We start from the raw sequence: 21,422 nt of genomic DNA, 5'->3' as shown, positions 1-21,422 counted from the left end.
CTCTCACAGGAGCTAGTTATGAAATTCGTCGCTTATGAGCGCGCAAAGCAGGGCACGGGTGCGAGCCGCCGTCTCCGCATCACGGGCAAGACCCCGGGCATCGTCTACGGTGGTGACACCCAGCCGCAACTGATCGAAATCGATCACAACGCGCTGTGGCACGCCCTGAAGAAGGAAGCCTTCCACTCGTCGATCCTCGAAATGGACCTCGCCGGCGCCGTCACCAAGGTGCTGCTGCGCGACGTGCAATACCACCCGTTCCGTCAGCTGGTGCAACACATCGACTTCCAACGCGTCGATGCCAAGACCCGCATGAACATGAAGGTGCCGCTTCACTTCAAGGGTGAAGAAGAGTCCGACGCCGTCAAGCTGGATCACAACCTCGTGAACCACGTGATGACCGAGCTGGAAATCAACTGCCTGCCCAGCGATCTGCCTGAATTCATCGAGATCGATCTCTCGGGCCTGAAGAAGAACGCAACGCTGCACGTCAACGACATCAAGCTGCCCAAGGGCGTGAAGTTCGTGAGCCACGGCAAGACCAACCCGGTCATCGTGTCGGCCGTACCGCCGCTGGTCTCGGAAGAGCCCGCACCGGCCGCCGAAGGCGCTGCTGCCGAAGGCGCTGCTGCTGCTGCTGCCGCTGGCAAGCCCGCCGCCAAGACGGCCAAGAAGAAGTAATCCTCTTTCTTTCCGTCCGCGAACAGAAGGCCCGCCTCGTGCGGGCCTTTTGCTTTGGGGGGCGGCGAGATAATTCCCGCCATGATCAAGCTGTTTGTCGGCCTCGGAAACCCGGGCCCTGAGTACGAAGCCACGCGCCACAACGCCGGCTTCTGGTGGATCGACGCCCTCGCGCGCGACTGGAAGCTCAACCTCGTGCCCGAGCGCGGCTACCACGGCCTCGCGGCACGCGCGAACATCGGCGGCCAGAGCATCTGGCTGCTGGAGCCGCAGACCTTCATGAACCTGTCGGGCAAGTCGGTGGCCTCGCTGGCGCGCTTCTTCAAGATCGCGCCCGAAGAAATCCTCGTGGTGCACGACGAGCTCGACGTGGTGCCCGGCCAGGCCAAGCTCAAGTTCGGCGGCAGCCACGCAGGCCACAACGGCCTGCGCGACATCCACGCGCAACTCGGCACCGGCGACTACTGGCGCCTGCGGCTGGGCATCGGCCACCCCGGCGTGAAGTCGGAGGTCGTCAACTGGGTGCTCAAGAAGCCGCTCAAGGAACAACGTGAAGCGATCGAAGACGCCATCGTGCGCACCTTGCACGCCGCCCCCGCCCTGGTGGCCGGCGAGATGGAAAAGGCCACGCTGATGATTCACACGAGCAAACCGCCGCGGCCCAAGCCGCCGAGGCGGGAGCCCGGCGACGGAGGCACGACGCCTGCCGCCACCTAGCCGGCCACGGGAGTGCAGGGAGGGAGAGCAAACAAAAAATGAGAAAAAGAAGAACGACGACGAAGAACAAGAAGACAGCAGGCACAGCGGCAATTGCTATATTTTCAATAGCACTTTCCGCCGTCTCCATGGGCGTTTCGGCCCAGACCTGGCGATGCGGCAACACCTATTCCGACCAGCCCTGCGAAGGTGGGCGGACCGTGAAGGTGGACGATCGGCGCAACGATGCGGACCGCAAGGCATCGGAAGATGCCACGCGCCGCAACGAACGCAGCGCGGGTCGGCTGGCACGCCACCGAGAGTCGCAGGAGCGGGAGGCGCTCGGCCGGCGCAGTCCCACGACCTTCGATGCCGGGCGCTTCGCCACGAGCGAGCAACCGCTCACGCCCGCAGAACAGGCCGCCCAGGCCCGCCAGCGCAAGCACACGGCCGAGCCCCGCCCGACGAGCGCGCGCTTCAACAGCCCGTCGACCGGCGACGAGGCGCCGAAGGACACAGGCAAGAAGAAAAAGAAGAAGAAACCGTCCGGCTCAGAGGGCGCCGGCTGACGACGACGGAGAGGCGGCATCCGAAGCTGGCGCTGCCGCCTTGTCCGCCGTGAGGCGCACGTACTTCTGCATCAGCGTCTCGCGGGTCTCCACATGGTCCGGGTTCACCGGGATGCAGGCCACCGGGCAGATCTGCACGCACTGCGGCTCGTCGAAGTGGCCGACGCACTCGGTGCACTTGTGCGGGTCGATCTCGTAGAACTCGACGCCCATGTAGATCGCATCGTTCGGGCACTCGGGCTCGCAGACATCGCAGTTGATGCATTCGTCGGTGATCATGAGGGCCATCCCCCGATTATCGGCGGACCGGACGAAGGCCTCCCAGCAGACCCTGCGGAGCCCCCGCCAGCGTCAGGGCGGTCCGGCGAGGAGCGACAAAGTTCACAGTCGAGGCACGGTTGTTGCACCAGTCAGTTATGCTGCGGCCCGCCCCATGAGTCTGTTTCTATTCAAGCGCATCGCCACGCTGATCGGCACCCTGATCGGCGCCTCGGTCATCGTTTTCCTCGTCCTCGAGATCCTGCCCGGCAACGCCGCGCAGATGCTCATGGGCCCCGACGCCTCGCCCGACGCCGTCGCCGCCCTGGCCTCCAAGCTCGGCCTGGACCAGCCCGCGTGGACGCGCTACTGGCACTGGATCGGTGGCCTGCTCACCGGCAACCTCGGTGACAGCTACGCCTACAGCTCGCCGGTCATTGACCTGATCCTCGAACGTTTGGCTCTCACCGTGCCCTTGGCCGTGATGGCGATGGCCCTCACCGTCGTCATCGCGTTGCTCGTGGGCGTGACGGCTGCGGCGCGCCACAACAAGCTCGGCGACGTCGGCCTCATGGGCATGGCCCAGGTCGGTATCGCCATTCCCAACTTCTGGTTCGCGATCCTGCTGATCCTCGTGTTCTCGGTGCAGCTGCAGTGGTTCTCCGCCGGCGGCTTCGAGGGCTGGGGCGAAGGCATCTTCGCGGGGCTCAAGTCCCTGCTTCTGCCCGCGCTGTCGCTCGCAGTGGTGCAGGCCGCGATCCTCGCGCGCATCACGCGCTCCGCAGTGCTCGAGGTGATGCGCGAAGACTTCGTGCGCACCGCGCGCGCCAAGGGCGTGTCGCAGCGCATGGTGCTGTGGACCCACGTGCTGCGCAACGCGATGATCCCCGTCATCACCGTCATGGGCATGCAGTTCTCCGAACTGCTGGCCGGCACCATCGTGGTGGAGAACGTGTTCTACCTGCCGGGCTTGGGCCGCCTGATCTTCCAGGCCATCAGCAACCGCGACCTGATCGTGGTGCGCAACTGCGTGATGCTGCTCGCGGCCATGGTCGTCATCGTGAACTTCGTGGTCGATGTGCTCTACGCCGTCATCGACCCGCGCATCAAGGCGAGCGACATATGAGCGCCATCCTCTCCCCTTCCTCCGTGCCCGCATCCGCCGCGCCCCTCGCGCCCGGCTTCTGGCGCCGCGCGGTCAAGCACCGCAGCTTCGTCATCGGCGGCGTGTTCGCGTTGCTGCTGTTGCTGGCGGCCTTGCTCTCCTTCGTCTGGACGCCGTGGTCGCCCTACGCGATGGACATGGCGAACAAGATGCAGGGCCCTTCGGCCACGCACTGGCTCGGCACCGACGCGTTCGGTCGTGACGTGGCCTCGCTGCTGCTGGTGGGTGCGCGCGCCTCCATCCTCGTGGGCGTGATTGCCGTCGGCATCGGCCTCGTCGTCGGCACCGCGCTGGGCCTGCTCGCTGCAGCAAGACGCGGCTGGGTCGAAGAAGCGGTGATGCGCCTGTCGGACTTCACGCTCGCCTTCCCCGCCATCCTGTCGGCCATCATGATGACGGCCGTGTTCGGCGCCGGCATCGTCAACGCCATCATCGCGATCGGCATCTACAACATCCCGACGTTTGCACGCATCACGCGCGCCTCGGCCAACGCGATCTGGTCGCGCGAGTACGTGGCTGCTGCACGCGCCTGCGGCAAGGGCAGCTTCGCAATCACCATGCAGCACGTGCTGCCCAACATCTCCGCCGTGCTGATCGTGCAGATCACGATCCGCTTCGCCATTGCGATCCTGGCCGAAGCTGCGCTGTCGTACCTCGGCCTCGGCACGCAGCCGCCGCAGCCCTCGTGGGGTCGCATGCTCAGCGAAGCCCAGACCCTCATGTTCCAGCAGCCGCTGCTCGCGGTGTTCCCCGGTATGGCCATCGCCCTGGCGGTGCTCGGCCTGAACCTGATGGGCGACGGTCTGCGCGACCTGCTCGATCCGCGCCTGGCGCGCGCGAGGTAAACAAGCACGTCATGGCACTTCTCGAAGTCAACGACCTCCACATCGGCCTGCAGACGCAGCGCGGCCCGGCCGAAGCCGTGCGCGGCATTTCCTTCTCGCTGGAGCGCGGCGAAACGCTGGGCATCGTGGGCGAGTCGGGCTGCGGCAAGTCGATCACCGTGATGTCGCTCATGGGCCTGCTGCCCGCGACCGCGAAGGTCACGGGCAGCATCCGCTTCGACGGCACCGAGCTGGTCGGGCGCGACGAAAAGGACATGTGCCAGATCCGCGGCAATCGCATCGGCATGATCTTCCAGGAGCCGATGACGGCGCTGAACCCGGTGCACACCATCGCGCGCCAGGTCGGCGAACCGCTGCGGCTGCACCGCGGGCTGTCGAAGGCCGAGGCGCGCAAGGAAGTGCTCGCGCTGCTCGACCGCGTCGGCATTCCCGACGCGGCCTCGCGCCTCGATGCGTATCCGCACCAGTTCTCGGGCGGGCAACGCCAGCGCATCGGCATCGCGATGGCGCTGGCCTGCGGGCCCGACCTGCTGATCGCCGACGAGCCCACCACCGCGCTCGACGTGACGATCCAGAAGCAGATCCTGGAGCTCATCCAGGGCCTCGTGGCCGAGCGCGGCATGGCGCTGATCCTGATCTCGCACGACCTCGGCGTGATCTCGCAGACGGTCTCGAAGATGCTCGTGATGTACGGCGGCAGCGTGGTCGAGAGCGGCCCCACCGACGCCGTGTTCGCCAAGCGCGCCCATCCCTACACGCAAGGCCTGTTCGCCGCGCGCCCCGCCATCGGTGCGCCGCGCGGCCTGCGCCTGGCGACCATCCGCGGCAGCGTGCCCGAGCTGGTCGACCTGCCGCCGGGCTGCCCGTTCGCGGGCCGCTGCGCGTACACGGTCGACGCCTGCCACACCACGCGGCCGTCCGCCACGGTGCTGCCGCCGGACCACGCGGTGCGCTGCATGCGTCTCGAAGAAATTGCAGCCGCGGAGGCTGTTGCGCCATGAATCCATCGACCCCGCTGCTGCAGGTGACCGACCTCGTGCGGCACTACGCCCTACCGCGCGAAAAACTCTTCGGCCCGCCGCCCACCGTGAAGGCCCTCAACAGCGTGAGCTTCAGCGTGCAGGCCGGCAAGAGCGTGGGCATCGTCGGCGAATCGGGCTCGGGCAAGTCGACCATCGCGCGCCTCGTGATGGCGCTGGACACGCCCACCTCGGGCAGCGTCGCGCTCGAAGGCCGCAACCTGCACACGCTCTCGAAGGCCGATCTGCGCACCGCGCGGCGCGACTTCCAGATGGTCTTCCAAGATCCGTACGGCTCGCTCGACCCGCGCCAGACCGTCGCGCGCATCGTCGCCGAACCGCTCGAAGCGCTGGCCGAAACGCGCCGCACCGAGCAGCGCGAACGCGCCGCCGAAGCGCTTGCCGCCGTCGGCCTGCGCACCACCGACCTCGACAAGTACCCGCACGAGTTCTCCGGCGGCCAGCGCCAGCGCATCGCGATCGCACGCGCGCTCATCACGCGGCCCAAGCTCATCGTCGCCGACGAGCCCGTGAGCGCGCTCGACGTTTCGGTGCAGGCCCAGGTGCTCAACCTCATGCAGGACCTGCAGCAGCAGTTCGGCATCAGCTACCTGCTCATCAGCCACGACCTCGCCGTGGTCAACCACCTGTGCGACGACGTGTGCGTGGTGTTCAAGGGCCAGATCGTGGAACAGGGGCCGCCCGCCGAGCTGTTCCATCACGCGCAGCATCCGTACACCCGCACCCTGCTGTCGGCGGTGCTGCACACGCCGCCCGGCGGCACGCTGCGCGCGGCCTGAAGTCGCCGGGGGCACGGCCTCGGACAGATCGGTCATGAGCATCTGGTGGCGCAAGCCGTTGGCTTCGCGCAAGATCGCTCGCCCATCCGGGAACGTCCCGAGGAAAAACCGCCCGCGCCGGCGCGCACCGGAGGGCCTGCTGCGAGAGAATGATCCGCTGCACGTGGCATCTTTCGTGCTGTGTGTCTTTCTTTCGTGGCGCTGCGCTTCCCCCTGGGGCACGGTGCGCGCCGAAGCAGTCATTCGACACTGACCGTTTTCCGGAGATCACCCCGTATGTTGAACCGTCGCACGCTCCTTACCACCGCCGGCGCCACCGTCGCCCTGGCCACCCCGCTGGCCGGCATGGCGCAGGGCCGCAAGGACGCCATCGTGATCGGCATGGCCCTGGAGCCGCCAGGCCTGGACCCGACCACCGGCGCCGCCGCCGCCATCGCCGAGGTCGTGCAGTACAACATCCTGGAAACGCTGACCAAGATCAACGTCGACGGCAGCGTCACGCCGCTCTTGGCCGAGAGCTGGGAAATCTCGCCCGACCTGAAGACCTACACCTTCAAGCTGCGCAAGGGCGTGAAGTTCCAGAACGGTGAGCCCTTCAACGCGTCCACCGTCAAGTTCGCGTTCGACCGCGCCGGCGGCGAGAAGAGCACCAACAAGGACAAGCGCACCTTCGCCAACCTCGCCACCCAGGTGGTCGACGAGCACACGGTCGTGGTCATCAACAAGGAGATCGACCCCGACCTGCCCTTCGTGCTGGGCCAGGCCACGGCCGCCATCGTCGAGCCCAAGAGCGCCGAGGGCAACGCCACCAAGCCGATCGGCACCGGCCCCTACAAGCTGGACAACTGGGCCAAGGGCTCGTCGATCACGCTGAGCAAGTGGGAGGGCTTCCGCGCCCCCGCAGTCGCGAAGATCAACAAGGTCACCTTCCGCTTCATCTCGGACACCGCCGCGCAGGCCGCCGCCGTGCTCTCGGGCGATGTGGACGTGTTCACGCGCATCGGCACGCGCGCCGTGCCGCAGTTCCGCAACAACCCGCAGTTCCAGACCATCCTGGCCGGTTCGCGCGCCAAGACCATCCTCTCGATCAACAACAAGAAGAAGCCACTCGACGACGTGCGCGTGCGCCGCGCCATCCTCGCGGCCATCGACCGCAAGGCCTTCATCGAGGGCGCGGCCGACGGCCTGGGCGTGCCGATCGGCAGCCATTACGTGCCGGGCGCCGCGGGCTACATCGACACCACGGGCATCAACCCCTTCGACATCGAGAAGGCCAAGAAGCTGCTCGCCGAAGCCGGCGTGAAGACCCCGCTCGAACTGCGCATGACCCTGCCCCCGCCGCCGTACGCGCGCCAGGGCGGCGAAGTCATCGTGGCCCAGCTCGCCAAGATCGGCATCAACGTGAAGATCCAGAACGTCGAGTGGGCGCAGTGGCTCAGCGGCACCTACGGCAACAAGGACTATGACCTGTCGATCATTTCGCACGTCGAGCCCTTCGACCTGGGCAACTACGCCAAGCCCGACTACTACTGGGGCTACCAGTCGAAGGCCTTCGACACGCTGTTCGACAAGATCAAGTCCACCGGCAACGCGGCCGAGCGCAACAAGCTGCTGGGCGAGGCGCAGAAGCTGCTGGCCACCGACGCGGCCAACGGCTTCCTCTACCAGCCGCAGTTCCCGACCGTGGCCAAGAAGAACGTCAAGGGCCTCTGGAAAGAGAACCCGATCTTCGTGAACGACCTGTCGGCCCTGTCGTGGGGATGAGCCCCGCAGTGCCTGACCCTTCCCTGCCTTCGTTGAGCGAACTGTCGGCGCAGGAGCTGTCCGCGGCCTACCGCGAGAAGCGCCTGTCGCCGGTCGAGGTGACGCGCGCCGTCATCGCGCGCATCGAGCACTGCGAGCCCCGGCTGCAGGCCACGTGGCTGTTCCGGCCCGAGGCCGCGCTGGAGCAGGCGCGCGCCTCGGAGCAGCGCTGGCAGCGCGGCGACGCGCGCGGCCCGCTCGACGGCGTGCCGACCACGATCAAGGAAAACATCGCCACGCGCGGCGACCCGCTGCCCGCGGGCACCGCCGCCGTCGACCTCATGCCCGCCGCCGCCGACGCGCCGCCGGCCGCGCGCCTGAAGGAGGCCGGCGCCGTCATCGTCAGCAAGACCACCATGCCCGACTACGGCATGCTGTCGTCGGGGCTGTCGAGCTTTCACACGCTGGCGCGCAACCCCTGGGACCTGAGCCGCACGCCGGGCGGTTCCAGTGCCGGCGCCGGTGCCGCTGCGGCGGCGGGCTACGGTCCGCTGCACCTGGGCACCGACATCGGCGGCTCGCTGCGGCTGCCCGCCAGCTGGTGCGGCATCTTCACGCTCAAGCCCAGCCTGGGGCGCATCCCGATCGACCCGCCCTACATGGGCCGCGCCGCCGGCCCCATGACGCGCACCGTCGGCGACGCCGCGCTCATGATGCAGGCGCTGGCCCGGCCCGACGCGCGCGACAGCATGAGCCTGCCCGCGCAGGACATCGACTGGGCCGCGTTCGACGTCGCGCCCGACCACCTGCGCGGCCTGCGCATCGGGCTGCTGCTGGACGCCGGCTGCGGCCTCGCAGTGGAACCCGAGATCCAGGCCGCGGTCGAGCAGGCGGCGCGCCTGTTCGAAAAGGCCGGCGCCATCGTCGAGCCCATGCAGCCCTTCATGTCGCAGGCCCTGCTCGACGGCATGGACCACCTGTGGCGCATGCGCTCGCTCGTGGACCTGAAGGCCCTGCGCCCCGACCAGCGCGCCAAGGTGCTGCCCTACATCCGCGAATGGGCCGAGAGCGCCGCCGAGTTCAGCGGCGAGCATGTGTTCCGCAGCTTCAGCCAGTTCCATGCGACGCGCGTCACCACGGTGAACGCCTGTGCCCGCTTCGACTACGTGATCTCGCCCGTGTCGCCCAACATGCCGGCAGCGGCCGAGGCGCCCTCGCCCACCAACGACCCGCTGCGCCCGCTGGAGCACATCGGCTTCACGGTGCCGTTCAACATGTCGGAGCAGCCGGCGGCGTCGGTGAACTGCGGGTACTCGGCCGGCGGTTTGCCGATCGGGCTGCAGATCGCGGGACAGCGCTTCGACGACCTCGGCGTGCTGCGCGTGGCGCGTGCGTTCGAGCAGATCCGGGAAGTACAACGGCCCTGGCCGCAGCTCTGAGCACGGCCTTCATCAGGCCAGCTGCAACGACAGCATCTCCCGCGCCCGCGTCACGAACGCGGTCTCACCCCGCCGCGCGGGCAGCCACTGGAACGCCACGCGCGGCAGCGCCGGCAGCCCATGGGGCGGCGCGAGCCGCGCGATGCCTTCCCCGATCGCCGATTCGTTGAGGCAGGCCACGCCCAGGCCTGCGGCCAAAGCCGACTGCAGGCCCGCCACCCCCGATGCGACGTGCGCCAGCACGTAGGGCACGCGGCGGCGGCGCAGCAGGGACACGGTGAACTGGTGCAGCGAACAGGTGTCGGGCAGCGCCAGCAGCCGCACCGGCTCGCCGCGCACAAGGCGCAGGCCGGTCGCGCCGAGCCACGCCAGCGATTCGCGCCGCAGCACGGCGCCGCTGCCCGCCGCTGCTGCATTGGCGCCCGCGATGTTCATGGCCAGGCCCACGTCGAAATCGCCGTGCGCGTAGGCGGTGCGCAGCGCGTCGCTCTTCAGGATGGTCACGTGCAGCCGCACCTGCGGATAGCGCTCGCCGAGCCGGCCCAGCAGGCGGGTGAGGTCGCCGGGGCGGAAGTAGTCGGTCACGGCCAGCCGCAGCTCGCCCTGCAGGGTTTCGCCGCGCAGGTCGCGAAAGGCCTCGTCGCTCAGCGCGAGGATGCGCCGCGCATGCCCCAGCAGCCGCAGGCCCGCCTCGGTGGGCGCCACGCCGGCCTTGCTGCGCGTCAGCAGCGACTGGCCGGCGCGCTCCTCGAGCTTGCGGATCTGCTCGCTCACCGACGACTGCGACAGGTACACGCGCGGCGCCGCGGCCGTGAGGCTGCCGGCGTCGGCCACCGCCACCAGGGTGCGCAACTGTTCGAGGTCGAAGCCTTGCATGGTGCCTGCCCATCCATTCGCTGATCCGATGGATTCCATCATATCTTCCCGCTTTTCCGATGACGAGAGGAATCCCACAATCACCCCATCGACCACCCGTTCTTCAACGCAAAAAGGAGTCCACCATGCCCCACATCGTCGTCCACCTCTCCGGCCAGCCTGACGCCGCCCTCACCCGCAAGACCGTCGACACGGTCGCCGAGCTCACGCAGAGCGTGCTCGGCAAGGCGCTGCCGGTCATCGCCGTCACGGTGCAGTACATCGCCGCCGACAGCTGGTTCATCGGCGGCCAGTCGCTGGCCGAGCTCGGCAAGTCGGCCTTCCACCTGGACATCAGCGTGACCGACGAGACCAACACCAAGGCCGAGAAGGCGCGCTACCTGCGCGAGGTGCACGCGGCCATGGCGCGGCTGCGGCCCGACCTGCACGAGGTCTCGTACGTCCACGTGATCGACGCGCGCGCCGCGGCCTACGGCTACGGCGGCCAGACGCAGGAGTACCGCCACCAGCAGGCGGGTGTCTAGGGCTTCTCACAGGGACTTGAAAGACGCCGGGGGCGTGGCACCATGCCGCCATGCCCTCCCACGGAACCCCGCACACCGCCGACAGCCTCGGCAATCCGCTCACGCTCGACGACGCCGCCAGCCTCGCGTTGGTCGACGACTTCGTCATGGGCTTTCTCTCGACCGAGGCGCGCGCCGTGAACCTGCTGGCGCTGGCCGAGCGCGATGCCAGCCCGATCGTGCAAGCCTATTGCGCGACGCTGCACCTGTTCGCCGAATCGCGCGAGGCCGCAGCGAATGCGCAGCCCTTCCTCGACAAGGCCCGCGCCGGTGCGGCGCGCGCCACGCCGCGCGAGCAGCGCTACATCGCCGCCGTCCAGGCCTGGACCGACGGCGACATCGCACGCGCCATCGCGCTGCATGCCGAGCAGGCGCGCGAGCATCCGCGCGACCTGGTGTCGGTGAAGCTGGGCCAGTACCACTGCTTCAACACCGGCGACTGCCCCGGCATGCTGCGGCTCGCGCTCGCGGCGCTGCCGGCCACAGCCGAGGTGCCCTACGTGCACGGCATGGCGGCCTTCGGCTACGAGCAGTGCCACCTGCTGCGCGAGGCCGAGGCCAGCGCGCGCCGTGCCATCGGCCTGTGCCGCAAGGAGCCCTGGGCGCACCATGCGCTGGCGCACGTGATGCTCACCGAAGGCCGGCTGGCCGAGGGGCTGGCGTTCATGCAGGGCGTGAGCGACACCTGGACCGGGCTCAACTCCTTCATGGTCACGCACAACTGGTGGCACGTGGCGCTGTTCCTCATCGACTTGGGCCGCGACGCCGAAGCGCTCGCGGTGTACGACGAGCACGCCTGGGGCGTGGTGAAGGACTACTCGCAAGACCAGATCGGCGCCGTGTCGCTCCTCGCGCGGCTCGAGCTGGCGGGCATCGACGTCGGCGCGCGCTGGGACGACGTGGCCGACCACCTGCGGCAGCGCCAGGCCGACCACGTGCTGCCCTTTCTCGACCTGCAGTACCTCTACGGCCTGGCGCGCGCTGGCCGGCCCGAGGCGCAGGTGCTGCTGCACAACATCGAGGCCTTCGCGCCCGTGGCGCCAGCGTCCACGCGCGCCGCGTGGCAGCGCGTGTGCGTGCCGGCCGCGCGCGGCCTCGTGGCCCATGCGCGCGGCGACGTGGCGGGCGCGGTCGAAGGCCTGGGCGTCGCGCTGCCGCGCATGATCGAGATCGGCGGCAGCCACGCGCAGCGCGACCTGTTCGAGCAGCTGTACCTCGACGCGCTGGTGCGCACCGGCACCGAGTCCGCGCTGGCGGGCGCGCAAGGCCTGCTGCAGCAGCAGCTCAACGGCCAGCCCGAATCGCTGCGGCTGCGGCGGCAGACCGACGCGGTCTACGCGCGGCTGGGGCTGAGGCAGCTCACGGCGCGCTGAGCGGCGCGCGGCGCCACCCATGCCTTCCGGTCATGGGGCGTGCCGCAAAAGGAATTAACGGCTGCGCGGGAGCGACTCCTAAACTGGCCGCTCCTCCCGCTCTCCTCCCGTTCGCCCATGCAGCGCTCCCTCGTCACGCTGGCCGTTCTCGCGGCCCTCGCCTCGCCCTTCCCCACCACCGCCGCTGAAGCCCCCGTCGCGCTCGACCTGCTGCTGCGCGGCGGCACCATCTACACGGGCGACAGCGACACGCCCGTGGTCGGCGACGTCGGCATCGCGGGCGACCGCATCGTGTTCGCGGGCCGCGCCATGCCGGCGCAGTTCAGCGCGCGCCGCACCATCGACGCCACCGGCCTCGTGGTGGCGCCCGGCTTCATCGACGCCCACACGCACGCCGACGCCGACCTGCTCTCGAGCGACGCGCGCAAGCGTCTGAACATTCCCTTTCTCACGCAGGGCGTGACCACGGCCGTGATCGGCAACGACGGCTTCGGCGGCTACGACATCGCGGCACAGACGCAGAAGCTGCGCGCCGTGCCGGTCGGCACCAACGTCGCGATGTACGCGGGCTTCGGGCCACTGCGCATCAGCCAGCTCGGCGAGGCCAACCGCGCCCCCACGCCCGCGCAGATGGACACGATGAAGCAGCACCTGAGCCGCGCGATGTGCGACGGTGCGCTCGGGCTGTCGACGGGCCTGTTCTACCCGCCGCAGAATTTCTCGAAGACCGAGGAGGTCATCGAACTCGCGAAGGTGGCGGCCGCGCACGGCGGCCTGTACGACAGCCACATCCGCGACGAGTCGATGTACAACGTCGGCCTCAAGGGCTCGATCGACGAGGTGATCCGCATCGGCCACGAGGCGAAGCTGCCGGTGCACGTGGCGCACATCAAGGCGCTGGGCGTGGCGGTGCAGGGCCAGAGCGGCGACATCATCCGGCGCATCGAGAAGGAGCGCGCCGCGGGCCTGGACATCACGGCCGACCACTACCCCTGGACCGCGTCGAGCACGCGCTTCTCGGCCGCGCTGCTGCCGCCCTGGGCCAACGAAGGCGGCCGCGCCGCGACGCTGCAACGCTTCGACGATGCGGCGCAGCAGGAGCGCCTGCGCAAGGACATGCGCGAGAACCTGCGCCTGCGCGGCGGGCCCGAGGCCATCCTGTTCTCGGCCGGCAGCACGAAGTACGTGGGCAAGACGCTGGCCGACGTGGCCAAGGCCTCGAACGCCGACCCGGTCGACGCCGCCATCGCCGTGCTGCGCGACGGCGACCTGATGATCGCCTCGTTCAACATGAGCGACGACGACGTGCGCGCCTTCATGAAGCGGCCCTGGGTCATGACCTCGTCCGACTCGTCGCTGGGCCATCCGCGCGCCTACGGCACCTTCGCGCGCAAGTACGACCAGTACGTGGTGAAGGAACGCGCGATCTCGCTGGCGCAGTTCATCCGCAGCAGCACCTCGTTCACGGCCGACACGCTGGGGCTGGTGCAGCGCGGCCACCTGCGCCCCGGCTACCACGCCGACGTGGTGGTGTTCGATCCGAAGCGCTTTGCGGCCAAGGCCACCTACACGCAGCCGACGCTGCTGTCCGAGGGCGTGGTCACGGTGCTGGTGAACGGTCGCCTCGCGGTGGACGGCGGCCAGCCCACGGGCGTGGGCGCCGGCGTGCCGCTGCTGCGCACGCCGAAGCCGGGCAGCTGCCCGGCCTGAGCCAAAGGCTCATCAGTCTTTCTTGAGGTGCCGGCGCTGGTCGTAGGTGGGCTGCGGCGGCAAGTCGGCGAGGTGGCGCGTGTCGGCCCACTCGACGATCTCGATGGCGTCCGGCGCGGCCGGGTCGGCGATGCGGATGCGGTTGAAGCCCGCGTTCGGGATCTCGCTCTGGCGCGGGCCGCTGAGGCTCAGGCCGCGCGCGGTGCGCCACACCATGTCGAGCACGCCGCCGTGCGTGACGACGATCAGGCGCTGGCCGCGGTGCGCGGCGGCGACGGCGCCGAGCGCGCCGATCACGCGCGCATGGAACTCGCGCGCGCTCTCGCCCTGCGGCATGGCATGGTCTTCACGGAACTCCAGCCACTCTTCCCAAGCGCGCGGATGCTGGCTCTGGATCTCGTCGGCCCGCATGCCCTCGACCACGCCGAAATGCTGCTCGCGCAGCGCCACCGAGGTGACGACCGGCAGCGCCAGCTGCTGCGCCGCGGGCGCCGCGGTCTGCTGGGCGCGCATGAGGTCGCTGCTGATGAGGTGCTGTACCGTCTCGCCCGCGAGCCGCAGGCCGAGGCGGCGCGCCTGCTCGTGGCCGATGTCGTTGAGCGGGACGTCCGCGTGGCCCTGGAAGCGCAGCTCGCGGTTCCAGGCGGTTTCGCCGTGGCGGATCAGGATGAGGTCGGTGGGGGCGGAGTCGGGGGTGGTGGTGGACATTGCATGCATTGTCCTCCGAGTGCATGACATGCCGGCTTCGTGCCAACCCGCTGTTGCACGGTCGCCACCGCATACGGGCCGTGCGCCGAGCGCGTCCGATCGCGCAAAATCGGCGCATGCCTCATCTTGTCCTGCTGCCCGGCCTTGCCTGCGACGAACGCCTCTGGGAGGCCCAGTTGCCGGCACTTCCCGCCGCCTTCGGCGCCCGCGTGAGCGACGTCCAGACGCGCCACGACACCATCGAAGGCATGGCCAGTGCCGCGCTGCGCGAGCACGACGGCCCGCTGGTGCTGTGCGGTGCCTCGATGGGCGGCATGGTCGCGATGGAGGCGGCGCGCCAGGCGCCCGAGCGCATCGCCGGGTTGATGCTGCTGGGCACCAGCGCACGGCCCGAGACGCCCGACATGTTCGCGCTGCGCGAAGGCGCCATCGAATGGTTCGAGCGCGGCGAGGTGCGCGAGATCATCGAGCCCAACGTCGCCTTCGCCTTCCATCCCGCGCAGGCCGCCAACCCGGCGCTGGTGCAGCGCTACCTGGACATCGTGCTCGGCGCCGGCGCGGCCCAGCTCATCCGCCAGAACCACGCCGTGATGCGCCGCCCCGACGCGCGCACGCACCTGGCCCTGCTGCGTGCGCCGGTGCTGCTGATGTGCGGCGACGACGACCGCCTCGCGCCACCCGAATGCACCCGCGAGATGGCGGCGCTGCTGCCGCGCGCCGAGGTGGTGTGGGTGCCGCAGTGCGGCCACATGCTGACGATGGAGAAGCCTGCGTTCGTCAACACGGCGCTCAACGCCTGGCTGGGCAAGCACTTCCCCAGCGCTTGAGAGCCCCGGTCAGTGCAACTGGCCGCCGGTTTCCGCGACGTCCTGCTTCACGGCGAGTGCTGTCTTCACGGTGATGCGCAACGCATCGACCAGCGTCTCGAGCGCCATGCTGGGCGCACCCGGAAAACGCGCCGCCTGCGCCGGCAGGTAGGGAATATGGATGAAGCCGCCGCGCACGCCCTTCGCCGCCGCGTGCGTCGCGATGCGGTGCATCAGCCCGTAGAAGAGGTGGTTGCACACGAAGGTGCCCGCGCTGTTCGACACCGAGGCCGGCACGCCGCCCGCGCGCAGTTCGCGCACGATGGCCTTCACGGGCAGGCTCGAGAAGTAGGCGGCAGGCGCGCCGGGCACCACGGGCACATCGATCGGCTGGCGGCCGAGGTTGTCGGGCACGCGCGCGTCGTCGACGTTGATGGCGATGCGCTCCGGCGTGAACTCGGCGCGGCCACCGGCCTGGCCGATGCAGATCACCAGCGTCGGCTGAAGCTCGTCCATCGCGCGGTCGAGCGCGGCGAGCGCCTCGCCGAAGACGCAGGGCACGAGGCGCGCATGCACGGTGGCGCGGCCGCACTTCCAGCCATCGAGCGTGCGCACCGCCTCCCATGATGGATTGAGCAGCTCCTGCTCGAAGGGCTCGAAGCCCGTCAGCAGGACGTTGGGAGAAGCGCGCTTCGCCGGCATCCTGTTCAGGCCATCGCGCGAACGTCGATGCCTTCCTGCTGCAGCCGCTCGCGGATGCGCCGCGCGAAGGCCAGCGCATGCGCGCCGTCGCCGTGCAGACACACGCTCTGGGCGTTGACGGGCACGGTGCTGCCGTCGATGGCGACCACGCGGTGGTCGCGCACCAGCGACAGCGTCTGCGCCAGCGACTGCTCCTCGCTCTCGATGAGCGCGCCGGGCTGGCTGCGCGGCACGAGGCTGCCGTCGGGCATGTAGCCGCGGTCGGCGAACACTTCTTCAACGGGTTGCAGGCCGGCACGGCGGGCCGCGTCGATCATGTTGCTGCCGGCCAGGCCGAAGAACTTGAGCGAGGGGTCGAAGCGACGCACCGCCTCGCACAGCGCCTCGGCCAGCTCGGGTTCTTTCACCGCCTGGTTGTAGAGCTGGCCGTGCGGCTTCACGTGCGCGAGCCGGCCGCCCTCGGCCTTGACGATCGCGGCCAGCGCGCCGACCTGGTAGAGCACGTTCGCCACGATCTCCTCGGGCGGCAGGTGCATGGTGCTGCGGCCGAAGTTCTCGCGGTCGGGAAAGCTCGGGTGCGCGCCGATCGCCACGCCGTGGGCCATGGCCCAGCGCACGCACTGCTGCATGGTCCTGGCGTCACCCGCATGCCAGCCACAGGCGATGTTGGCGGAACTCACGAGGCCGAGCAGCGCTTCGTCGCTGCCGGCGCCTTCGCCGAGGTCGGCGTTCAGGTCGATCTGCATGGGGTGTTCTCCGTCTCGGGGGCAGGTGCGGGAGCCACCTGCTTCAGGCCACAGTCTAGGCCGCGCCGGGCCAGCCCGCAGCGGCGAGCCCCTGCGCCACCTGCCCCAGGTAGCGCTGCTGCGCAGCCCAGGCCGCGAGCGCGTGCGACAGGTCGGTGCGCACCAGCCGCAGCCGGCCACCCAGCGGCGCCTGCGCGAGCTTCCAGAGGTCGGCGCGGATCACCACGCCGATGCGCGGGTAGCCGCCGGTGGTCTGCGCGTCGCCCATGAGGATGATCGGCTGGCCCGAAGGCGGCACCTGGATCGTGCCGGGGATCACGCCCGAGGACAGCATGTCGCCGCCCGCCTTGCGCTGCAGCTCGGCCCCGGCGAGCCGGCTGCCCATGCGGTTGCTCTGCGGCGTGATGCGCCAGCGCTCGTTCCACAGCAGCGCCTGCGCGTCGGGCGTGAACAGGTCGAACTCGGGGCCGGGCAGCACGCGCAGCGCGAAGGCGCCGTCGGGCTCGGCCGTGCCCCAGTCGGGCGCACGCAGGCCGAAGGGACGGCGCGCGTTCTGGTCTGCACCGAGCCGCGAAGCGCCCAGCGCGAGCCGGTCGCCCTTGCGCAGCGCGCGGCCCTCGTGGCCGCCGAAGCCGGCCTTGAGGTCGGTGCTGCGCGAGCCGAGCACGGGTGCCACGTCGATGCCGCCGGCCACCGCGAGCCAGCTGCGCAGGCCGGCCTTCGCCGTGCCGGGCGCGTTGGCACCGGCCAGGCGCAAGGTCTGGCCAGCACGCACCGGCACGCTCCAGCAGGGCCACAGCGGCACGCCGTCGAGCGTGGCGCCAAAGTCGTCGCCGGTGAGCGCGATGCGGGTGTCGGTCTCGAACTGCAGCTCGCAGCCGCCCATGGTGAATTCGATGCCTGCCGCCGCGTCGGCGTTGCCGGCCAGCCGGTTCGCCAGCGTGAGCGCGAGCATATCGAGCGCACCGCCCGGGCAGATGCCGAGCTGGCGCAGGCCGGGCCGCCCGAGGTCCTGCACCGAGGCATGCACGCCGGGTTTGCGCACGAGGATCATGTCTGCAGGCTTTCGACGACGAAGCGCACGCGGTCGCCGGGGCGCAGCAGCGTGGGTGATTCCGCCGAGGGATCGAACAGTTCGAGCGGCGTGCGCCCGATGAGCTGCCAGCCGCCCGGCGACACCAGCGGGTAGATGCCGGTCTGCTCGCCGCCGATGCCGACCGAGCGCGCCGGCACGGCGGTGCGCGGTTCGGCGCGGCGCGGTGTCGCGAGTTCGGGCGCCAGCCCGCCCATGAAGGCGAAGCCCGGCAGGAAGCCGAGCAGGTAGACCACGTAGTCGCCGCCGCTGTGGCGTCGCACCACCTCGGCTACCGAGAGCCCGGTGTGGGCCGCCACGTCGGCCAGGTCGGGGCCGTGCTCGCCGCCGTAGGCCACGGGAATCTCGATGCGTCGCCCTTCGGCGGCATGGGCCGCGAGCCCCGGCCAGGCCTGGAGCACGCGCGCCGCGAGTTCCTCGAACGCCACGGCGGTCGGGTCGAAGGTCAGCGTGAGGTTGTTCATGCCCGGCAAGGCTTCGCCGACGCCGGGCCAGGCCAGCACCTCGGCGGCCAGCGCCCAGATGCGCTGCTGCTGCGCCAGCGTGGCAGGCGCGGGCAGGTCGCACACCAGCGCCGCATCGCCCAGCGGATGCAGGCGGGGCAAGGGGGTGCTGTTCACCTCACGACACTCGCCGCGGCGAGCCGCAGGTCGCTTCGCGGAACACCGCGGAACCGGCTTTGCCGGGCCGCTGGTGTTGCCCCCGGCGAGGGGGTTGGCGAAGCGACACGAAGTGCGCGAAGACTGGGGGAGTGCTTATTCACGGCCGAGGCTGCGAACCTTGGCCGTGAGCTGCTGCTCGACGTTCGGCGAGACGAACTTGTTGACCTCGCCGCCGAGCATGGCGATCTCGCGCACGAAGGTGCTGGAGATGAACTGGTACTTGTCGCTCGGGGTCAGGAACACGGTCTCGACGTCGGGCATCAGCGAGCGGTTCATGCCGGCGAGCTGGAACTCGTAGTCGAAGTCGGTCACGGCGCGCAGGCCGCGCACCATGGCCTTGCCGCCGCGCGCGACGACGAAGTCGCGCAGCAGGCCCGAGAAGCTCTCGACCGTCACCTGGTCGCTGTAGGGCTTCACGGCCTCGCGGGCCATGTCCATGCGCTCGGAGAGCGTGAACAGCGCCTTCTTGTGGTGGCCCGCCGCGACGGCGACGATCACCTTGGAGAAGAGTTGGGTTGCACGCCGCACCACGTCCTCGTGACCGAGGGTGATGGGGTCGAAAGTGCCGGGATAAACCGCGATCACGTTGCTGGCCATGGTTGCTTCTTCCTCATGCTGCCGGTGCGGCTTGTCCGGCGGATTATGCAGGCACGGACACAGCGCGGCGCAGCAGATGGGCATGCACGGCGCCGGCCTTCAGGTAGCGGAATTCGGCCAGGCCCAGCGCGGCGAGCTCCTCGGCGGCCCAGCGGCGCGGCGCCTCGAGGTAGATCGCGCCGTCGGCGTGCAGCGCGCGCGCGGCGGCGCGCAGGGCCGGCTCGTACAGCGCGAGGTTGTCGAAGGGCGGATCGAGAAACACCGCCTGCAGGCTGCCCGCCGCCGCGCGTTCGAGCGCGGTGACGCCGTTGCCGCGCTCCACGCGCACGGCCTCGGCCGAGAGCTTGGCCTTGGCGGCCTGCAGCTGGGCGACCAGCGCGGCGTCCTGCTCGCACAGCAGCACGTGGGCCGCGCCGCGCGAGGCGGCTTCGAGGCCGAGCGCACCGGTGCCCGCGAAGGCGTCGATGCAGTGCCAGCCCGGCAGCGCACCGCCGCCCACGCCGGCCAGGCTGGCGAGCCAGTTGAACAGCGTTTCGCGCACGCGGTCCGGCGTGGGGCGCAGGCCGGGCTTGTCGGCCACGGCCAGGCGGGTGCGCTTCCATTCGCCGCCGATGATGCGGACCTCGCTGGGCCGCGACGGGCGCTTGGCGGCGGGGGCGCGCGAGACGGGCGCGGCGGCGTTCTTCTTCGGGGGCTTCTGGGGCATGCGGCGAGCTTAACGCCGCGGCTGGCCCCCCTTCACTCAGTAGCCCATGAACGCGCGACGGGCCAGCAGTGCGGCCAGCACGAGCATCGTGCCGCCGATGAGCGCATCGAGCATCTGCCAGGCGCGCGGGCGTGCGAACACCGGCGCCAGCAGCCGCGCGCCGAAGCCCAGCGCGGTGAACCACAGCACGCTGGCCAGCGTCGACCCGACCACGAACCAGGCCTTGAGCAGGCCCGGGTACTGCGCCCCGGCCGTGCCCACAAGCAGCACGGTGTCCAGGTAGACGTGCGGGTTCAGCAGCGTGAAGCCGGCGGCCTGCGCGACCACCGCGGCGCGCGAGCGCGAGGCGCCCTGCGACACCGTCTGCAGCGCGCCCGGCTGGCGCGAGCGCCACAGCGCGCGCAGGCCGTAGCCGCAGAGAAAGGCCGCGCCGAAGCCCGCGAGCAGCGTCGCCAGCATCGGCCGCCCCTTCAGCGCCTGCGCCATGCCGGCCACGCCCGCGGCGACCAGCACCGCGTCGCAGACGGCGCAGAACAGCACCACCGCGCTCACGTGCTCGCGGCGCAGGCCCTGGCGCAGCACGTAGGCGTTCTGGGCACCGATGGCGACGATGAGCACCAGGCTCATGAAGAGCCCGTTGAGAAAAGCGGTGGAGGCGTGAACGGCGGTCATGGTCCGAGCTTGCCGTCCGCATGCGATTCAATCAAACTAAACTTTCTAACGCCGATTCAGTTTTACTTCATTCACAACCATGCTCGACTACGCCGCCCTGCACGCCCTTGCCGCCGTGGTGCGCGAAGGCAGTTTCGAGCGCGCCGCCCGCGCGCTGCATGTCACGCCCTCGGCGGTGTCGCAGCGCGTGAAGCTGCTCGAGGAGCGCACCGGCGGCGCGCTGCTGGTGCGCGGCCAGCCCTGCGTGGCGACCGAGGCTGGCCTGCAGCTGTGCCGGCACGTCGAGCGCGTGGGCATGCTGGAGCACGAGCTGCGCGAGGCCCTGCCCGCGCTCGGCATGGGCAGCGGCGAGGCACACGAGCGGGTCACGGTGCGGGTGGCGGTCAACGCCGACAGCCTCGCGACCTGGTTCATGGCGGGCGCCGCGGCCTTCGCGGCGCAGGCGCCCGACGCCCTGCTCGACCTCACGGCCGACGACCAGGACCACACGGCCGAGCGGCTGCGCAGCGGCGCGGTGCTGGCAGCCGTGACCGCGCTGGCCCAGCCGGTCACGGGCTGCAACAGCGAGGCGCTGGGCACGGTGCACTACGTGGCCGCCGCGAGCCCCGGTTTCGTGGAACGGTATTTCGCCAAGGGCGTGGGCGCGCGCACGCTGGCCGCCGCGCCGAACCTGGTGTTCGACCGCAAGGACCGGCTGCAGGCGCGCTGGGTGCGCCGCATCTGCCACCGCAACGTGCAGACGCCGCGCCACTGGGTGCCCTCGCCCGCCGCCTTCGTCGAGGCGGCCTGCCGCGGCATCGGCTGGGGCATGCACCCGACCAGCATGGTGGCCGATGCGCTGCGCGACGGCACGCTGGTGGAACTGGTGCCCGGCGCGACGCTGCCGGTGCCGCTGTACTGGCAGCACGCCCGCGCGGCGCCGCGCCTGCTGGCGCAGCTCGGTGCCGCGGTGCGCGAGGCCGCGCGCAGCGGGCCGCACGCGCTGGCCTGAAC

Annotated in this window: 24 protein-coding genes; 14 read left to right on the top strand and 10 right to left on the bottom strand. The window is 70.2% G+C overall.

Features of this window, described 5'->3' with window-relative positions; translation table 11 throughout:
* Positions 1–18: 18 nt before the first annotated feature.
* The 3 genes from VHAB30_RS00500 to VHAB30_RS00490 all read left to right on the top strand — a co-directional run bounded on the left by VHAB30_RS00500 (position 19) and on the right by VHAB30_RS00490 (position 1,946).
* Positions 19–681 carry a 50S ribosomal protein L25/general stress protein Ctc gene (locus VHAB30_RS00500; RefSeq protein WP_159275452.1) on the top strand — a complete coding sequence of 221 codons (663 nt, stop codon included), beginning with the start codon at positions 19–21 and terminating at the stop codon, positions 679–681.
* Between the two features lie 81 nt (positions 682–762).
* The gene (gene pth / locus VHAB30_RS00495; protein WP_101488766.1) at positions 763–1,398 is read left to right on the top strand and encodes an aminoacyl-tRNA hydrolase; all 636 of its coding nucleotides are present in this window, start codon (positions 763–765) and stop codon (positions 1,396–1,398) included.
* Between the two features lie 128 nt (positions 1,399–1,526).
* Positions 1,527–1,946 (top strand): hypothetical protein, encoded by a 420-nt coding sequence (locus VHAB30_RS00490; protein WP_159275451.1) that lies wholly within the window; start codon positions 1,527–1,529, stop codon positions 1,944–1,946.
* Here VHAB30_RS00490 and VHAB30_RS00485 read toward each other — a convergent pair.
* Positions 1,929–2,234: a YfhL family 4Fe-4S dicluster ferredoxin gene (locus VHAB30_RS00485; protein WP_159275450.1), complete on the bottom strand. Its 306-nt coding sequence runs from the start codon at positions 2,232–2,234 to the stop codon at positions 1,929–1,931. The two genes, VHAB30_RS00490 and VHAB30_RS00485, sit on opposite strands and share 18 nt — an antisense overlap.
* 145 nt (positions 2,235–2,379) lie before the next feature.
* Between VHAB30_RS00485 and VHAB30_RS00480 the strand changes: the two genes are divergently transcribed.
* The 6 genes from VHAB30_RS00480 (at position 2,380) to VHAB30_RS00455 (ending at position 9,215) form a co-directional block, all read left to right on the top strand.
* Complete coding sequence (locus VHAB30_RS00480; RefSeq protein WP_159275449.1) at positions 2,380–3,330, top strand: ABC transporter permease; 951 nt, start codon at positions 2,380–2,382, stop codon at positions 3,328–3,330.
* Positions 3,327–4,214, top strand: coding sequence for an ABC transporter permease (locus VHAB30_RS00475; protein WP_159275448.1), 888 nt, complete (start codon positions 3,327–3,329; stop codon positions 4,212–4,214). Before VHAB30_RS00480 ends, VHAB30_RS00475 begins: the two co-directional genes overlap by 4 nt.
* 11 nt (positions 4,215–4,225) lie before the next feature.
* Positions 4,226–5,215 carry an ABC transporter ATP-binding protein gene (locus VHAB30_RS00470; RefSeq protein ID WP_159275447.1) on the top strand — a complete coding sequence of 330 codons (990 nt, stop codon included), beginning with the start codon at positions 4,226–4,228 and terminating at the stop codon, positions 5,213–5,215.
* Positions 5,212–6,033 carry an ATP-binding cassette domain-containing protein gene (locus VHAB30_RS00465; protein WP_159275446.1) on the top strand — a complete coding sequence of 274 codons (822 nt, stop codon included), beginning with the start codon at positions 5,212–5,214 and terminating at the stop codon, positions 6,031–6,033. Before VHAB30_RS00470 ends, VHAB30_RS00465 begins: the two co-directional genes overlap by 4 nt.
* 276 nt (positions 6,034–6,309) lie before the next feature.
* Positions 6,310–7,797, top strand: coding sequence for an ABC transporter substrate-binding protein (locus VHAB30_RS00460; protein ID WP_159275445.1), 1,488 nt, complete (start codon positions 6,310–6,312; stop codon positions 7,795–7,797).
* Positions 7,798–7,805: 8 nt separating this feature from the next.
* Positions 7,806–9,215, top strand: a complete 1,410-nt coding sequence (locus tag VHAB30_RS00455; RefSeq protein ID WP_235926365.1) for an amidase — start codon at positions 7,806–7,808, stop codon at positions 9,213–9,215.
* A 12-nt stretch (positions 9,216–9,227) separates the two neighbouring features.
* Here the strand turns inward: VHAB30_RS00455 and VHAB30_RS00450 are convergent, their stop codons facing one another.
* Positions 9,228–10,091 (bottom strand): LysR family transcriptional regulator, encoded by an 864-nt coding sequence (locus tag VHAB30_RS00450; RefSeq protein WP_159275443.1) that lies wholly within the window; start codon positions 10,089–10,091, stop codon positions 9,228–9,230.
* A gap of 125 nt (positions 10,092–10,216) precedes the next feature.
* Between VHAB30_RS00450 and VHAB30_RS00445 the strand changes: the two genes are divergently transcribed.
* From VHAB30_RS00445 to VHAB30_RS00435, 3 genes are all read left to right on the top strand, one after another.
* Positions 10,217–10,615, top strand: coding sequence for a tautomerase family protein (locus VHAB30_RS00445; protein WP_159273004.1), 399 nt, complete (start codon positions 10,217–10,219; stop codon positions 10,613–10,615).
* A gap of 50 nt (positions 10,616–10,665) precedes the next feature.
* The gene (locus VHAB30_RS00440; RefSeq protein WP_159275442.1) at positions 10,666–12,027 is read left to right on the top strand and encodes a tetratricopeptide repeat protein; all 1,362 of its coding nucleotides are present in this window, start codon (positions 10,666–10,668) and stop codon (positions 12,025–12,027) included.
* 117 nt (positions 12,028–12,144) lie between these two features.
* Positions 12,145–13,737, top strand: a complete 1,593-nt coding sequence (locus VHAB30_RS00435; protein ID WP_159275441.1) for an N-acyl-D-amino-acid deacylase family protein — start codon at positions 12,145–12,147, stop codon at positions 13,735–13,737.
* A gap of 12 nt (positions 13,738–13,749) precedes the next feature.
* Here VHAB30_RS00435 and VHAB30_RS00430 read toward each other — a convergent pair whose 3' ends face one another.
* A complete protein-coding gene (locus VHAB30_RS00430; RefSeq protein ID WP_159275440.1) occupies positions 13,750–14,445 on the bottom strand; it encodes a histidine phosphatase family protein in 696 nt (231 codons plus the stop codon).
* Between the two features lie 116 nt (positions 14,446–14,561).
* Here VHAB30_RS00430 and VHAB30_RS00425 point away from each other — a divergent pair, with 116 nt between their 5' ends.
* On the top strand, positions 14,562–15,272 hold the full coding sequence (locus VHAB30_RS00425; protein WP_174250198.1) for an alpha/beta fold hydrolase: 711 nt from the start codon (positions 14,562–14,564) through the stop codon (positions 15,270–15,272).
* Positions 15,273–15,281: 9 nt separating this feature from the next.
* Here VHAB30_RS00425 and pcp read toward each other — a convergent pair whose 3' ends face one another.
* The 7 genes from pcp to VHAB30_RS00390 form a co-directional block, all read right to left on the bottom strand.
* Positions 15,282–15,953: a pyroglutamyl-peptidase I gene (gene pcp / locus VHAB30_RS00420; protein ID WP_159275439.1), complete on the bottom strand. Its 672-nt coding sequence runs from the start codon at positions 15,951–15,953 to the stop codon at positions 15,282–15,284.
* A gap of 5 nt (positions 15,954–15,958) precedes the next feature.
* Positions 15,959–16,699, bottom strand: coding sequence for a 5-oxoprolinase subunit PxpA (pxpA, locus tag VHAB30_RS00415; RefSeq protein WP_070061982.1), 741 nt, complete (start codon positions 16,697–16,699; stop codon positions 15,959–15,961).
* A 55-nt stretch (positions 16,700–16,754) separates the two neighbouring features.
* Positions 16,755–17,753 (bottom strand): 5-oxoprolinase subunit C family protein, encoded by a 999-nt coding sequence (locus tag VHAB30_RS00410; RefSeq protein ID WP_159275438.1) that lies wholly within the window; start codon positions 17,751–17,753, stop codon positions 16,755–16,757.
* Complete coding sequence (pxpB, locus tag VHAB30_RS00405) at positions 17,750–18,397, bottom strand: 5-oxoprolinase subunit PxpB (protein WP_062481459.1); 648 nt, start codon at positions 18,395–18,397, stop codon at positions 17,750–17,752. Before pxpB ends, VHAB30_RS00410 begins: the two co-directional genes overlap by 4 nt.
* Positions 18,398–18,547: 150 nt before the next feature.
* A complete protein-coding gene (coaD, locus tag VHAB30_RS00400) occupies positions 18,548–19,051 on the bottom strand; it encodes a pantetheine-phosphate adenylyltransferase (protein WP_062481439.1) in 504 nt (167 codons plus the stop codon).
* A gap of 43 nt (positions 19,052–19,094) precedes the next feature.
* Positions 19,095–19,757 carry an RsmD family RNA methyltransferase gene (locus VHAB30_RS00395; RefSeq protein WP_159275437.1) on the bottom strand — a complete coding sequence of 221 codons (663 nt, stop codon included), beginning with the start codon at positions 19,755–19,757 and terminating at the stop codon, positions 19,095–19,097.
* Positions 19,758–19,793: 36 nt separating this feature from the next.
* Positions 19,794–20,429, bottom strand: a complete 636-nt coding sequence (locus VHAB30_RS00390) for a LysE/ArgO family amino acid transporter (RefSeq protein WP_095746682.1) — start codon at positions 20,427–20,429, stop codon at positions 19,794–19,796.
* Between the two features lie 79 nt (positions 20,430–20,508).
* Between VHAB30_RS00390 and VHAB30_RS00385 the strand changes: the two genes are divergently transcribed.
* Complete coding sequence (locus tag VHAB30_RS00385; protein WP_159275436.1) at positions 20,509–21,420, top strand: LysR family transcriptional regulator ArgP; 912 nt, start codon at positions 20,509–20,511, stop codon at positions 21,418–21,420.
* Positions 21,421–21,422: the final 2 nt, after the last annotated feature.

The organism is Variovorax boronicumulans, assembly GCF_009811375.1.
GTDB classification, from domain to species: Bacteria; Pseudomonadota; Gammaproteobacteria; order Burkholderiales; family Burkholderiaceae_C; genus Variovorax; species Variovorax boronicumulans.
The sequence above is the reverse complement of the archived record's forward strand: the minus strand, read 5'-3'. Positions and strand labels throughout refer to the sequence as shown.